Origin of the sequence: Amycolatopsis sp. cmx-4-83, assembly GCF_046548815.1 — a bacterium.
Classification (GTDB): Bacteria; Actinomycetota; Actinomycetes; order Mycobacteriales; family Pseudonocardiaceae; genus Amycolatopsis; species Amycolatopsis pretoriensis_A.
In genome coordinates this window covers 500,565-513,799 of sequence record NZ_JAEBEF010000002.1, presented here as the reverse complement: position 1 = coordinate 513,799, position 13,235 = coordinate 500,565, and the positions used below count along the sequence as shown (strand labels likewise).

Here is a 13,235-nt window from a genome sequence, read left to right as displayed (position 1 = left end):
GTCGAAGGGAACATCATGCGTGCTCGCCTGGCGGTGGTCGCCGCGCTTTCGGCCGTGCTGAGCTTGCCGGCATGTGGGGAGACGCCGCGGAATTCCCCCGAGAACCCGCCCACCACCAGCAGCGTCGTCGCCGCACCGCCCACCGCACCGCCGGCCAAGACCGAGTACGGCGCCGCGGCGACGTACAAGTTCAAGGCGCGCGACGGCAAAGGGGACGGCTTCACCGAGGACGTCGAACTCACCTTGGGCGCGCCGATCCCGGCCGGTCAGGCACCCGGGCCGCTCCCGACCGGCTGCGAGGTCCACCCCCAGCGGGACCTCTACGTCCCGTTGACGATCAAGGTCGCCAACTCCACGCCGAACTTCGCCTACAAGGTCAGCTACCGCTTCCAGCCGGTTCAGCTCGACGACGATCGGGTGGCGGGCTACCTCGACGCCGGCGACGGGAAGTGTGTCGAAAACTTCGGGCTCGTGACCTACGAAGGTCCCACCTTGGGCGTCAGCTCGAAGGCGGAACTGCGGACCGGCCAGCAGGTGTCGACCTCCGGCTTCCTCGCCTACCGCGACTTCTTCGGCCCCACCGGCACCCAAGCGGCCAAGCTGGCCAACGTCTTCCTGGACCTGGGAATCCGCTACGACGGACGGCACGGAGTCATCGTCGACCCGGAGGCCGCTCCCGGGCTGATCGGGTACACCGGCCTCGACGGGATCGGCGTGTCGGATCACTACGTCATCCCGGCGGACGGCATCACCTCACCGTGCACCAAGGGTCTCTTCGAACGCGAAGCCCACTGCCCGTGACCTCAAGCCGACAGCGTGACCGAACCCAGGTGCGAGAAGTGCGCCGCCACGCGAGATCCCCGCCGAAGCGGGACCGCGTCCGTCATCCCGCCGGTCAGCACCAGCCACCCCGGCTCCAACGCCAATCCCCGGGCCGCCAGCGAGTTCGCGGCCAGCGCGAGGGCCTCCGCCGGGTGGCCCTGGACCGCCGCGCCCGTGGCCGTGTCGACGATCTGGCCGTCGACCTCCAGCAGGGTCGCCTCCAACGACAGATCCAGCGAAGCAGGCGGAACCCCCACCGGGCCCACGCTGAAGTACGCCGAAGAACCGTTGTCCGCCACCGCGTCCGGGAGCGTGAAGCGGTAGTCCGCATACCGGCTGTCGATCACCTCGACACCGCCGTACACGCGGTCGACCGCGGCCAACGCCGTCGCCGCCGTCACGCCGGGACCGGCCAGCCGGCGACCCAGCACGAAGACCAGCTCCGGCTCGGCACGCGGGTGGATCAGCGAAGGCACCGGCACCCCCGCGGGCAACACCATCGCATCGGTGAGCCAAGCCAGCAGCGGCGAATCGATGCCCATCCGCTCCTGCTTCGCCCGCGACGTCAGGCCCAGCTTCACGCCGATCAGCGTTTCGCCGCGGGCGCGGCGCTGGCGCAGGGCCTCGTCCTGGATCGCGTACGCCGTGTCGACGTCGAGGCCCGGCCACTCCTCCGAGAGCGGCGAGCGCTCCGCGACCGTCCCCAGTAGCGCCGCGGCCGCTTCGCGCACGTTCATGATTCCTCCGAGAAGACCGCAGTGACGCTGCCGAGGCCGGCGATGGTCGCGACGATCGTGTCGCCCGGGGACACCGGGATGGCCCGGGTCATCGAGCCCGGCAGCACGACGTGCCCCGGCTCCAGCGTGACGCCGAGCGGGCCGACCGTGTTCGCCAGCCACACCAGCGAGTTCAAGGGCGACCCGAGCACCGCGCCGCCCGCGCCCGTCGCCGCCACCGAACCGTTCTGGTACAGGACGCAGCCGGCCAGCCGCAGGTCCGCGGCACCCAGCGCCGTCGGGCTGCTGCCCAGCACCACGCCGCCGGAGGAGGCGTTGTCGGCGATCGTGTCGAAGAGCGAGATCTTCCAGTCGCGGATGCGGGAGTCGACGATCTCCAGCGACGGCAGCACGAAGTCCACCGCGCGCACCGCGTCCGCCACCGTCACGCCGGGGCCGCGCAGCGCGGAGCCGAGCACGAACGCGATCTCCGGCTCGATGCGCGGCTGCAGGAACGCCGACGTCGGGATCGGCTGGTGCTCCAGGTGGAACATGCTCCCGGTGAGGTGCCCGTAGTCGGGCTGGTCGACGCCCATCTGCCGCTGCATCGCCGCCGAGGCGAGGCCGACCTTGTGCCCGCGGACCGCGTCGCCGCCCGACGTCCAGTGCCGCACCTGCTCCTGCTGGATCCGGTACGCGTCCTCGACGGTCGCCTCCGGGAACAGCTTGATCAGCGGCTCGACCGGTTCGCGCGTCGCGTAGGCCCGCGCCAATACGGCGGCGGCCTCCTGCACCTTGCTGACGTCCACGCCCCGGACTCTGCCCGTCGCGCACCTCCGGCACAAGCCGCGGTGTTCCACCCAGCGGAACTCTCGCCAGACAACCTCTTGCGCGCGAGATAAATCAGGCGTAGCTTCGGGGACACCACCAGGAAGGGACGTGAGGGACATGGCACCGACCCAGGCCGAGGTCACCAAGCTCGCCGAGGTCCGCGACGAGCTGCGCGAGCGCCACCTGCGCCCGGCCGCCGACCGCCCGGCGACGAACGGGCGCGGCATCCACCACACCGCGCTGATCTCCAGCGACGTCGAGCGGACCATCGAGTTCTACCAGGACGTCCTCGGCTTCCCGCTCACCGAGCTGATCGAGAACCGCGACTACCCCGGCTCGAGCCACTTCTTCTTCGACGTCGGCAACGGCAACGCGGTCGCCTTCTTCGACCTGCCCGGCCTGGACCTCGGCCCGTACGCGGAAGTCCTCGGTGGACTGCACCACCTGGCCCTGTCCGTCACGCCCGATCGGTGGAGCGCGATCAAGGACAAGCTCGACGAGGCCGGCGTGCAGTACCTGCTGGAGAGCGAAACCTCCATCTACCTGTCCGATCCGGACGGTGTGCGCGTCGAGCTGATCTCCGACCCGCTCGGCGAGATGTACGGCGAGAAGATCGGCTGAAAGCGTGTTCCCGGCGTCGCGCGCCGTTTAGCCTGTGCGCGACGGCTGGAGGTCCGATGTCCGACTGGTCCCTGTCCCGCGCGAAGGCGCGGCTCGACCGCCGTGAGCAGCTCGACGAGCTCACCGCGCGCACCCGGTTCGAGGTGCGGCTGCACCTGAACGAGCCGGCCACGAACGGCAGCTACGACGAGCTGACCAGCATCTTCGCCATCGGGCACGGCGAGTGCGCCGCGCTGCTGGCGCACCACCGCCTGCTGCCGTGGTGGGAGCGCTCGCTGGTGTACCGGTACGCGCGGCGGCTGCACGGCAAGGCGATCACGCGCAGCGTCGGCGCCGTACCCGCGGAGGTGGCGCCGCAGGCGGCCCGCGCCTTCGGGGCCGAGATCGCCGAACTCGCGCCGGACTCCGGGGACACCGGCGCGAAGTACGACCTGCAGGGCCGCGGCCTGCTGACGGTGTTCCGAATCGCCGTCGGCGCCAAGGGCGAGTCCTGGCCGGACCGCCACGAGGTGGCGACGACGTCCGCCCGCAACATCCTGACGTGCGCCGCGACCTTCGCCCACCGGAAGCCGTGGCACGTGCTCTGGCCGGTCTACCGCGTGCGCGGCCTGCGGCTCTGGAAGCTTTGACGCCCGTCGCGCGTTCTCCCGGTATGAAAGCAGAGGAAATCCTCGCCGGCGCGAAGACCATCGCCGTCGTCGGCCTGAGCCGCGACCCGGCCAAGGCCGCCCACGGCGTCCCGGCGGTCCTGCAGGCCCACGGCTTCCGGATCATCCCGGTGCACCCGAGCGCGACCGAGCTGCTCGGGGAAAAGGTCTACCGGTCGCTGAAGGACATCCCGGAGCCGGTCGACCTGGTCGACGTCTTCCGCCCGTCGCCCGAAGCACCGGGCATCGCGCGGGAGGCCGTCGAGATCGGCGCGAAGGCGCTGTGGCTGCAGCAGGGCATCGTCTCGGCCGAAGCGCGCCGCATCGCCGAGGAAGGCGGGCTCGCCTACGTCGAGAACCGCTGCACCGCCGTGGTCCGCGCGACGGCCGCGATCTCGAAGAGCTAGGCCGGCGCTCCGAAGTGGACGATCCGGTGGTTGCCGGTGTCGACGACCCAGACGCCGCCCGCGCCGTCGCCGGCGCTGTCGCGCGGTGAGCTGACCCAGTCCGCGGCGTCGGGCAGCGCCGCGCCGGTCCGGGTGTCGAACCGCGCGACGCGCCCGCCGTCGTCGACCAGCAGCCGCCCGGCCGGGTCCACCGCGACCGCGCGGGGCCGGGCGAAGTCGCCGAACCCGCGCACGAACCCGCCCCACCACGTGTACTGCACGACCCGGCGGTTGCCGGTGTCGGCGACGTAGACGTTGCCCGCGGCGTCGACCGCGATCCCCTCCGGCGCCTTGAGCCGCCCGGCGATGACGCGCACGAGAGCACCGGTGCGGGTGAAGGCCTGCACGCGGTCGTTGCCGGTGTCGGCCACCCACAGCCGGCCGCGCGCGTCGACCGCGATGCCCGACGGCGCGCTGAACCGGCCCGGCCCGGAGCCGGGCCCGCCGATGGCGGCGAGCTCACTGGTGGTCACGGCGTCAGGATCGCCGATGGCGGGCGGTCACGACCAGTACCGAAAAGAGTGTTCAACAGCTGTTCCGCCCTCGATCACCAGCTCCAGCGGGAGCACGTCCGCCGATCGAGGAAGCTGTACGCGGGCAGCGGCCCGAGCCAGTCGGCCTGGACACCGCCGCCCGGCCCGAGCCCGGCGACGGTGTCCCGCACGACCAGCAGGTCGCCCAGCCCGACGAGGAACGCCCACCGCTCGTCGGCGGACTCCCCCGCCGGCAGCGCCACCGAGTCGCGCGCCCGCTCGGCGACCTCCGACAGCAGCCCGTCCGAGCGCGCCGAACGCCACGGCGACCCGGGTTCGGTGAACCGCAGGCAGACGTGCACCTCGGCCAGGCCGTCGAGCCGGTCGAGGTCGGCGCGGTATTCGTCGGCGGCCGGGGCGAGCACCTCGGCGCGGACGGCCTCTTCGTCCTCGGCCATGGTGCCGAACCGGACCGGCAGCACCGGGCCGCCCTCGACGAGCGCGGACACCACCGCGAGGTGCGCCGCCGGGTCGGGTTCGGGTTCGCCGACGACCATGGCGAGGTCGTCCCAGCGCACCGTGCGCGGCGCCCGCGGGTGCCCGGCGCGCACGACGCCGTAGAGCTGCAGCGTCACGGCTGGTCGACGGGGACGGCCGGGTCGACGGGCACCGCGACGGCCGGCGTCGGCGGCGGGGGCGGGATCAGCCCGGTCGTCTGGCCGAGTCCTCGCGAGACCTGCCCGGGCACGGGTGTGCCCTGCAGGCGCTGCATCGCTTCGAGGTAGCGGATGCAGGTGTCGACGCCGGCGATCACGATCCGGGCCTCGATGGCCGGCAGCTCGATCCCGATCACCGACACCCGCACCGACGCGTCGATCACGAGTCCCCTGTCCAGCAGGATGTCCAGCGTGTCGGCGAGGCCGCCGCCGATCTGCCCCGGTCTGGTCACTCAAGTCCTTTCGTCGAAGAGGGCCCGGATCTCCGCGAACCGGAGCTCCAGGTCGATCAGGGCCTGCCCGAGGTCTTGACCTGGGCGGGGGTGAGGCTGTCCAGGCGCCGGAGCGCTTGGCGTTCGAGCACTTCGCGGAGGATGTCGAGCACGGTGACGACCAGGTGCCCCAGCCCGCGCCCGGCGTCGGCGGGCAGCCGGGCGGGTTCGCTCATCCCGGCGCCTCCTCGAGCCCGAGCAGCAGCAGCCGCAGGTCGAGGCGGATCAGGTCGATACCGGCGAGCGAGATGATCACGTCCCCGGTGACGACCGCGCCGCGGTGGACGACCCGGTCGAGCAGGTCGGCGACGGCTTCGGCGGGCGATTCCGCGCTCAGGCGCACGACTTCCGCGTCAGCCACCCGCGGCCCCCAGCTCGACGTCGGTGAACGAGTACGGCGGCCACGGCCCGGACGTCTCGACCGTCGCGCCCACCGCGCGCAGCTCGCGGGCGAACCACTCGAACTCCGCGTGGAACGCCGCTTCCCGGCCCGTTTCCACGAGGTAGGCCGTGTTGGCCAGCACCCCGTGCGGCCGCGCGCGCCCGATGCTGTCGGAGGCGTGCCGGCGCAGCGCCTCCCCGAGCCGGCCGGTGGCCGCCAGCACCTCCTCGCGGCCCCGCTGGATCGCCTTGAGCCGTTCGCGGCGCCGGACCAGGTACTGCGTCCCGGTCAGGCCCGTGGCGTCCGGGCGGCTGGACGCGGCGGGCTCGGTGTGCCGGACGCGGACACCCCACTCGCGGTGCCCGTCGACCTCGTCGAGGCAGGTGCGTGCCTGCTCGTAGCCGGCTTCGAGGAGCCGGACCGCGGCCGCCTCGCCGTCCAGGACGGTGCCGAACCGCAGCGGCAGCACGGGTTCGTGGCGGAACACCGCGCGCACCACGGCGTCGTGCTCGCGGGCCAGTTCGGCGAGCGCGCCGTCGACCGGGTCGAGCGTGTCGATGCGGTCGAAGCGCGCCGGGGCCGCCTCGGCGACGACGACCCCGAGGTCGCGGTAGCCGATCAGCCGTGGCGATCCCCCGATGTCCAGCGCGGGGCGGTTGCGCGTGATCGCGTACGCGCACAGCCAGTTCGAGGTGCTCACCGCGGTTCTTCCCTTTCGGGCGGCAACGGCTCGGTGCCGGTTTTCCCGAGTTCGGCGCGGGCGGCGTTGGGCGCGAAGAAGAGCCGGATCCGCAGGGTCGGCAATTCGACGTCGACGACACTGACCCCGATGTCGCCGGCTATCACCACCCCCTTGTCGAGTACGCGTTCCAGAACGTCCGCCAGCGAATCGGACGAAGCGGCCAATCGTGTCACCTCTCCTTTCACAAATCGGTGGCGCCGCGGGTGAAGCGCCGCAACCGCTCGCACGCGCCGAGCTAGCCCGTCCCGTCGATGTCCACCCGGTAGGCGGCCATCACGCTGGTGGAATCCGGGATCCGGGCCAGTTCGACGACGTCCACGAGCACGGACCAGCCGCCGTCGGCGCATCAGCGGCGCGCAACCGGGAAACGGATTTCCCGGCACACTCCGAAATATTGTTGTTTGGCGCAAGGAACGGCTATGGCGATTCACTCATCGCTTTCCTGGGTCGCGGTCGGGTGCCCACCGTAGCAACGGGCACAACTCCCCCGAGAAGCGTTGCGGGACGGTATTTTTCACCGGTTCGCGCGAACGAATGGGCGGGATGCGGCAACTCGCAAGGACAAATGGCGCAGCGCCGGGACGCCCAGCGGAACCAATGCGCGGAATCGGCCCGCGAGGTTACGATCGAGTAACGTCCACGAGCCGGTACCCGACGCCCCGGACCGTCTCGATGGTGCGGGTGCCGAACGGCGTGTCGATCTTGCGCCGCAGGTAGCCGATGTAGACCTCGACGACGTTCTCGTCGCCGTCGTAGTGGGCGTCCCAGACGTGGTTGAGGATCTCGTTCTTCGTCAGCGCGGTTCCCGGGCGCCGCAACAGGAACTCCAGCAGCCCGAACTCCCGCGCGGTCAGCTCGATCCGCTGCTGTCCCCTGTGGACGGTGCGCGCGGACGGGTCGAGCCGCAGGTCGCCCGCCTCCAGCACGGCCGGGCGGGCCGGCGCGCCGCGGCGCAGCAACGCCCGCAGCCGCGCGATGAGCACGACGAAGGAAAACGGCTTCGACAGGTAGTCGTCGGCGCCGAGGTCGAACGCGTCGGCTTCGTCGTACTCGCCGTCCTTGGCCGTGAGCATCAGCACCGGCGTCCAGTTTTCCGCCGCCCGCAAGCGTTTGAGCACCTCGTAGCCGGACAGCTCGGGCAGCATGATGTCCAGCACGACGACGTCGTACACCTGCTCGGTCGCCCGCCAGAGCCCCTCCCGGCCGGTGTGGGCGACGTCGGTGGTGAAGCCTTCGGCGACCAGCCCGCGCCGCAGCGTCTCCGCGAACTCGCGCTCGTCCTCCACGATCAGCAGGCGCACTACTCCTCCTTCGGCACGGCGATCACCGGCAGCTCGATGACGAACCGCGCACCCGGTTCGCCGGGGTCGGCGTAGCGCGCCCGGCCGCCGTGGCGGGCCGCGATGCCGGCCACGATCGGCAGGCCCAGCCCGGTGCCGCCGTGCCCGCGCTGCCGCGACGCGTCGAGGCGGACGAACCGCTCGAAGATCCGTTCCCGGTCGGCTTCCCCGACGCCGGGCCCGTCGTCGCTCACCTCGACGACGGCGAGGTCGCCGCGCACCGCGCTGCTGACGCGGATGCGCGACCGCGCGTGCCCACGGGCGTTGTCGACCAGGTTCCGCACCGCGCGGCGCAGCTGGGCCTCGCTGCCGTGCACCTTCGCCGGCCCGGCGCGGACCTCGACGTCGAGCGCGCCTTCGCCGCGGACCCGCTCGGCTTCGGCGCGGACGATGTCGTCGAGGTCGACCTCGGTGCGCTGCGGCCGGTCGGTGGCGTCGTCGGTGCGGGCGAGCATGAGCAGGTCGTCGACGAGCTCGCGCAGCCGCGCGGTTTCGCGGGCGATCACCGGCACCAGGTCGCCGGTGCTCTCCGGGTGCCGCCCGGAGACGTCGAGCGCGGTGCTGATCGTCGACAGCGGCGACCGCAGCTCGTGACTGGCGTCGGCGACGAACCGGCGTTGCGCGGCCTGGGCGGACGCCAGCCGCCCGAGCATTTCGTTGAGCGTGACGGCCAGCCGGTGCACCTCGTCCCCGCCGGGCGGCAGCGGCACGCGCGCGGCGAGGTCGCGCGTCGAGATCTCCGCGACGGTCCGGCGCATCCGCTCGACCGGCCGCAGCGCCGAGCCGACCGCGCGGTAGACGGCGAGGCCGGAGATCGCGAGCAGCGGCACGGCGATCAGGCCGAGCAGCAGCGTGAGGCGCGTGGACGCCTCGGTCACCGGCTCCAGCGACCGCGCGGAGATGACGGTGAACGGCCCGCCCGGCCCGTTCACCTCCTGCGAGACGACGCGGTAGTCGTCGCTGTCGCCGTTGAGCCCGAGCGGCAGCGTCTCGATGGTCTCGCGCCCGACGACCGGCCGGGCGGCGGTCAGCGGCGGGTGCCCGACGATGGCGGGGTCGCTCGCGATCGGCACGCCCCGCGCGTCGAGGACCTGGGTGACGGCTTCGGTGTCCCCGGTGCTGGCGACGTCGCTCGCGCTGAGGTCGCGCGCGCCTTCGCGGACGAGCTGGATGGCGACCTGGCGGCCGGTGCTGCGCGCACTCTCGGTGACGCTGCGGTCGAGCGACTCCTCCAGCAGCAGCACGACGACCACCCCGGCGGCCGCGATGGCCAGCGCGAGCGCGAGCACCGCCACCGCGGTGGTCCGCATCCGAACCCCGGTCGCGGCGATCACCCTGCCCAGCTTCACCAACGCAGCGTAACCGCGAAGGGCGGCCACCCGCGGTTCCCCCGCGGTCACGTCCACCGCGGGCCGGCAACGGTCGTGAGCGGGACTGGGGGGCACCGCGGTCATCGGCGTCGGCGGGTGGCTGTCAGGCGTTCCGTGCGCAGGCGGTCGACCTCCGGGAGCTCCAGCGGGGGCATCGGGTGCCCCGCCACCCAGCTCAGCAGCAGGTCCGCCAGCGCCGGGTTGCGGGCCAGGGCCGGGCCGTGCAGGTACGTCCCCACCACCCGGTCCGTCACCGCGCCCTCGGTCCCGTCGCCGTTGCCCGTGCCGCGCAGCACCGTGCCGAGCGGCTCGCTGTCCGCGCCGAGCTTGCTCACGCCCAGGTGGTTCTCGAAGCCCGTGAGCGGCTCGGGCAGCAGCCCCGACGACGACGCCACCAGCTCCGCCACCGCGCGCCGCTCTCCCGGTTCCGTGGTGACGTCGAGGAGGCCGAGGCCGTCGTGCTCGACGCCGTCGAGGCCGCGGAAGCGAGTGCCGAGCACCTGCAGGCCCGCGCAGACGCCGAAGACCACCGCGCCGCTCGAGCGCGTCCGCCAGTGCCTGCGCAGGTGCGCGGCGGCCAGCGCCTGGGCGCCGTCCTCGCCGCCGCCGAGCAGATACAGGTCCAAAGTGGACGGTACCGGCTCGCCCAGCCCGACCGGGACGACCTCGGCGTCGAACCCGCGCCACCGCAGCCGGCGGCAGAGCACCTGCGCGTTGCCGGTGTCGCCGTAGGTGCCGAGCACCTCCGGCAGCAACAGTCCGATGTGGACGACCGACTCAGCCACCGGGCAGCCGCCCGACCAGGTCGCGGAACGCCGTGTAGTTGGCGACCAGCTCGACGGCGCCGGGCGGGAGGCCGTCGATCGCGGCCACCGGGTCCGGCTCGATCCAGTGCGCGACTTCGGCGTAGCAGAGCCGGACGGCGAGGTCGGCGCCGCGCTCGCCGGTGACCACCACCTGGCGCCCGCGCAGCCGCTCGAAGTGCACGTCCCACAGCCAGGACAGGTCGCGCCCGTCCGCTTCCTGCGCGTTCACCGCGACGATCACCGGGGTGTCCTCGTCCAGCACGCGCAGCGTTTCGACCCAGCCGGCCGGGTTCTTCGCCAGCATCAGCCGCACGGAGTGCCGCGAACGGCGGATCGTGCGGTAGCGGCCGCCGATGTCGGTGATCGTCCGCAGCCGGGCGGCCGCGGTGTGCGGCGGCACGCCGAGCCGGTGCGCCGCGGCCAGCGCGAGCGCCGCGTTCGCCCGGTTCGCGTCCCCCGGCAGCCGCAGGTCGAGGTCGACCTCGCGGCCGCCGGGCGTGCGGACGAGGTCGCCGTCGAGGGTCCAGCCGGGTTCCGGACGAGCGAGCCCGCAGCCGCAGCTCCAGTCCTTGCCGCGGAACCCGACCAGGCCGTCGCAGCGCGGGCACGCCGTCGAGTCGCCGGTCCAGCGCCGCCCGGTGCTCACCCACACCGGCCGCGCGGCCGCCGTCGCGGCGGACGTCACGAGGACGTCGTCGCAGTTCGCGACGACCACCGTGCCCGGCAGCTCCGCCAGCGCCGCCCGCAGGTCGCGTTCGGTGGCGCGGACCTCGCCGACGCGGTCGAGCTGGTCGCGGCTGAGGTTCAGCAGCACGAGCACGGCGGGCTGGAGCTGCTCCGCCACCCACGGCACGTGGGCCTCGTCGACTTCGAGGACCGCGTACGGCGCGTCCGGGCGGGCGGCCAGCGCGGCGAGGACGCCGTCGGGCATGTTCGAGCCGTCCGTGTTGGCGGCGACCTCGGCCAGCGCTTCGAGCGCGCGGGTGAGCATGAGCGACGTCGTCGTCTTGCCGTTCGTGCCGGTGACCACCACGACGGTCCGCTCCCGCCCGAGCCGGCCCAGTGCCCGCGGGTCGAGGGCGAGCGTGACGCGGCCGCCGATCATGCCGCCGCGGCCGAGCCCCGAACTGCGGGACAGCCAGGCGGTCAGCCGGCCGGCGGCCACGGACGCACGGGTGCGGAAGGGGTTTCGGACGGTCATCGGTGCGGATGGTGCCCCGCGGGCGCTGTGAGTTTCCTGAGTCCGTGGCCCGCGTCTCGCGTCAGAGCGTGACGACGACCTTGCCGTGCACGTGCCGGCCGGCCTGCAGGGCGACGGCGTCGCGGATCTTCTCGACCGGGAAGACCGCGGCGATCGGCACGGTGAGCTGCCCGTCGACGATCGCCGTGGTGATCCGCGCGAGCTCGCCCGGTTCCGCGTCGGCGCCTCCGGTCGCCCGCACGCCGCCGGGCGGGGTGGGGCCGGCGGCGATCGTGGAGATCCGCCCGGGCGGCACGCCGATGGCCAGCGCGGCCTCGGCCGTCTCGGTGCCGAACAGGTCCGTCGCCGCCGTCACGCCGAGCGCCCGGACGCGGTCCGCCAGCCCGGGGCCGTAGGTGACCGGCTCGGCGCCGAGTTCGCGCAGGAAGCCGAACGTGCTCTCCGACGCCGTCCCGATCACCCGGGCACCGGCGAGCTTCGCGAGCTGGACGGCGAAGATGCCGACGCCGCCGGCGGCTCCGCCGATCAGGACGGTGTCGCCGGACCGCAGCCCGATCGCCGCCAGCGCCGCGGCCGCCGAGGAGCCGGCCACCGGGAGCGTGCTCGCCACTTCGTCGCCGATCCCGTCCGGCGTCGGGAAGAGCGAACCGGGCACCTCGATGACGACGAAGTCGGCGACGGCCCGCCCGAGCGCGCCGCCGTGGACGCGGTCGCCGAGGGCGAACCCGGTGGCGCCGGGCCCGACCTCGTCGACCACGCCGGCGAAGTCGTACCCGAAGCCCGCCGGCAGCGTGATGCCGAACTGCGCCGCGGCTTCGGGCCGGGCGGCGAGGCCCCAGTCCATCGGGTTCAGCCCGGCCGCGGTGACGCGGACGCGCACTTCGCCCGGGCCGGCGTGCGGTTCCGGCACCTCGCGCAGCTCCAGGACTTCGGGGCCACCGAACTCTTCGTAGACGACGGCTCGGCTCACGGGGACCTCCAGCGGTAGTGATGAGACTTGGTCCCATCACCGTACACCGATGACGGGACCAAGTGCCGTAAAGTGGTCCCATGGCCCGCTGGCAACCGAACGCCCCGGAGCGGCTGAGCAAAGCCGCGCTGGAACTGTTCGCCGAGCGCGGCTACGAGGACACGACGGTGATCGACATCGCCGAGCGCGCCGGATTGACGAAGAGCACCTTCTTCCGGCACTTCCAGGACAAGCGCGAAGTGCTCTTCGGCGGCGGCACGCTGGCCGGCCTGCTGGCCGGGGCGGTCGCCGCGGCGCCGGAAACCGCCAGCCCGCTCGACGTGGTGACGGACGCCGTGGCTGCGGTCGGCCGTGAGGTCTTCACGCCGGAGCGCCGCGAGTTCGGCGCGCTCCGGCGGGCGGTGATCGACGCCAACCCGGAACTGCGGGAGCGCGAAGCCCTGAAGGGCCTGACCCTCACGGCGACGCTGGCCGACGCGCTGAAACGGCGTGGCGTCCCGGAGCTGACAGCGTGCGTCGCCGCGGAACTGGGCGCGCTCGCGATGAAGCTCGCCCACGAACGCTGGAGCGCCGGCGGCGACTTCGGCGAATCCGCACGGCAGGCCATGGCCGACGTCCGGGCGGCCGTCGACCTTTCCGGGCGTTCGTGACTTTTCCCCGCTGACCGGCGCGCGGTTCAGGTTCGTGAATGCGCATTCACGGACCTGAACGACAACGTTGTCGAAGTTGTCGATCCGGCCTGTTCAGACGCCCGCAACCGCCATAGGTAGGAAACTTAACCATCGGAGGTTGTACCAATTAGCGTGTACAAGTAACCGCGTTTCTCCTGAAGCGTTTCAAGATCTTCCGTACATACATCGGAGGTGTTACCGTCCAAACC

Annotated in this window: 20 protein-coding genes; 5 read left to right on the top strand and 15 right to left on the bottom strand. The window is 72.8% G+C overall.

Annotation, left to right across the window (positions count from 1 at the left end; translation table 11 throughout):
- Positions 1-15: 15 nt before the first annotated feature.
- The gene (locus ACLJQM_RS07495; protein ID WP_410630545.1) at positions 16-801 is read left to right on the top strand and encodes a hypothetical protein; all 786 of its coding nucleotides are present in this window, start codon (positions 16-18) and stop codon (positions 799-801) included.
- A 2-nt stretch (positions 802-803) separates the two neighbouring features.
- On the opposite strand, the gene ACLJQM_RS07490 is transcribed toward ACLJQM_RS07495, so the two are convergent.
- Positions 804-1,559 (bottom strand): 2-keto-4-pentenoate hydratase, encoded by a 756-nt coding sequence (locus ACLJQM_RS07490; protein WP_247017684.1) that lies wholly within the window; start codon positions 1,557-1,559, stop codon positions 804-806.
- Positions 1,556-2,347: a 2-keto-4-pentenoate hydratase gene (locus tag ACLJQM_RS07485; protein ID WP_360783493.1), complete on the bottom strand. Its 792-nt coding sequence runs from the start codon at positions 2,345-2,347 to the stop codon at positions 1,556-1,558. The genes ACLJQM_RS07490 and ACLJQM_RS07485 overlap by 4 nt, the downstream gene beginning before the upstream one ends.
- A 139-nt stretch (positions 2,348-2,486) precedes the next feature.
- Here ACLJQM_RS07485 and ACLJQM_RS07480 point away from each other — a divergent pair, with 139 nt between their 5' ends.
- Genes ACLJQM_RS07480 through ACLJQM_RS07470 form a run of 3 tightly spaced genes read left to right on the top strand, consistent with a single transcriptional unit; the run spans position 2,487 to position 4,044 of the window.
- Positions 2,487-2,990, top strand: coding sequence for a VOC family protein (locus ACLJQM_RS07480; RefSeq protein ID WP_410630544.1), 504 nt, complete (start codon positions 2,487-2,489; stop codon positions 2,988-2,990).
- A gap of 56 nt (positions 2,991-3,046) precedes the next feature.
- Complete coding sequence (locus tag ACLJQM_RS07475) at positions 3,047-3,619, top strand: hypothetical protein (RefSeq protein WP_247017678.1); 573 nt, start codon at positions 3,047-3,049, stop codon at positions 3,617-3,619.
- A gap of 23 nt (positions 3,620-3,642) precedes the next feature.
- Positions 3,643-4,044, top strand: a complete 402-nt coding sequence (locus tag ACLJQM_RS07470; RefSeq protein ID WP_410630543.1) for a CoA-binding protein — start codon at positions 3,643-3,645, stop codon at positions 4,042-4,044.
- Here the strand turns inward: ACLJQM_RS07470 and ACLJQM_RS07465 are convergent.
- The 13 genes from ACLJQM_RS07465 to ACLJQM_RS07405 form a co-directional block, all read right to left on the bottom strand.
- Positions 4,041-4,556: an NHL repeat-containing protein gene (locus tag ACLJQM_RS07465; RefSeq protein ID WP_247017674.1), complete on the bottom strand. Its 516-nt coding sequence runs from the start codon at positions 4,554-4,556 to the stop codon at positions 4,041-4,043. The genes ACLJQM_RS07470 and ACLJQM_RS07465 overlap by 4 nt on opposite strands.
- Positions 4,557-4,630: 74 nt before the next feature.
- Positions 4,631-5,191 carry a GvpL/GvpF family gas vesicle protein gene (locus ACLJQM_RS07460; RefSeq protein WP_410630541.1) on the bottom strand — a complete coding sequence of 187 codons (561 nt, stop codon included), beginning with the start codon at positions 5,189-5,191 and terminating at the stop codon, positions 4,631-4,633.
- Positions 5,188-5,505: a gas vesicle protein GvpJ gene (gene gvpJ / locus ACLJQM_RS07455; protein ID WP_410630540.1), complete on the bottom strand. Its 318-nt coding sequence runs from the start codon at positions 5,503-5,505 to the stop codon at positions 5,188-5,190. The genes ACLJQM_RS07460 and gvpJ (ACLJQM_RS07455) overlap by 4 nt, the downstream gene beginning before the upstream one ends.
- A 56-nt stretch (positions 5,506-5,561) precedes the next feature.
- Complete coding sequence (gene gvpK / locus ACLJQM_RS07450; RefSeq protein WP_410630539.1) at positions 5,562-5,720, bottom strand: gas vesicle protein GvpK; 159 nt, start codon at positions 5,718-5,720, stop codon at positions 5,562-5,564.
- Complete coding sequence (gvpJ, locus tag ACLJQM_RS07445; RefSeq protein ID WP_410630538.1) at positions 5,717-5,905, bottom strand: gas vesicle protein GvpJ; 189 nt, start codon at positions 5,903-5,905, stop codon at positions 5,717-5,719. The genes gvpK and gvpJ (ACLJQM_RS07445) overlap by 4 nt, the downstream gene beginning before the upstream one ends.
- Positions 5,898-6,626 carry a GvpL/GvpF family gas vesicle protein gene (locus tag ACLJQM_RS07440; protein ID WP_410630537.1) on the bottom strand — a complete coding sequence of 243 codons (729 nt, stop codon included), beginning with the start codon at positions 6,624-6,626 and terminating at the stop codon, positions 5,898-5,900. The genes gvpJ (ACLJQM_RS07445) and ACLJQM_RS07440 overlap by 8 nt, the downstream gene beginning before the upstream one ends.
- Positions 6,623-6,841, bottom strand: coding sequence for a gas vesicle protein (locus tag ACLJQM_RS07435; RefSeq protein WP_410630536.1), 219 nt, complete (start codon positions 6,839-6,841; stop codon positions 6,623-6,625). Before ACLJQM_RS07435 ends, ACLJQM_RS07440 begins: the two co-directional genes overlap by 4 nt.
- Before the next feature lie 62 nt (positions 6,842-6,903).
- Positions 6,904-6,993: a gas vesicle protein GvpO gene (gene gvpO, locus ACLJQM_RS07430; RefSeq protein ID WP_410630535.1), complete on the bottom strand. Its 90-nt coding sequence runs from the start codon at positions 6,991-6,993 to the stop codon at positions 6,904-6,906.
- A 295-nt stretch (positions 6,994-7,288) separates the two neighbouring features.
- Positions 7,289-7,969 (bottom strand): response regulator transcription factor, encoded by a 681-nt coding sequence (locus ACLJQM_RS07425; RefSeq protein ID WP_410630534.1) that lies wholly within the window; start codon positions 7,967-7,969, stop codon positions 7,289-7,291.
- Positions 7,969-9,357: a sensor histidine kinase gene (locus ACLJQM_RS07420; protein WP_410630533.1), complete on the bottom strand. Its 1,389-nt coding sequence runs from the start codon at positions 9,355-9,357 to the stop codon at positions 7,969-7,971. Before ACLJQM_RS07420 ends, ACLJQM_RS07425 begins: the two co-directional genes overlap by 1 nt.
- A 101-nt stretch (positions 9,358-9,458) precedes the next feature.
- Positions 9,459-10,163 (bottom strand): type 1 glutamine amidotransferase, encoded by a 705-nt coding sequence (locus ACLJQM_RS07415; protein WP_247017654.1) that lies wholly within the window; start codon positions 10,161-10,163, stop codon positions 9,459-9,461.
- Positions 10,156-11,385, bottom strand: a complete 1,230-nt coding sequence (locus tag ACLJQM_RS07410; protein ID WP_247017652.1) for a MurT ligase domain-containing protein — start codon at positions 11,383-11,385, stop codon at positions 10,156-10,158. Before ACLJQM_RS07410 ends, ACLJQM_RS07415 begins: the two co-directional genes overlap by 8 nt.
- 61 nt (positions 11,386-11,446) lie before the next feature.
- Complete coding sequence (locus ACLJQM_RS07405) at positions 11,447-12,355, bottom strand: NADP-dependent oxidoreductase (RefSeq protein ID WP_410630532.1); 909 nt, start codon at positions 12,353-12,355, stop codon at positions 11,447-11,449.
- Positions 12,356-12,435: 80 nt separating this feature from the next.
- On the opposite strand from ACLJQM_RS07405, the gene ACLJQM_RS07400 reads away from it, so the two are divergent.
- Positions 12,436-13,005, top strand: a complete 570-nt coding sequence (locus ACLJQM_RS07400) for a TetR/AcrR family transcriptional regulator (RefSeq protein WP_360783455.1) — start codon at positions 12,436-12,438, stop codon at positions 13,003-13,005.
- Positions 13,006-13,235: the final 230 nt, after the last annotated feature.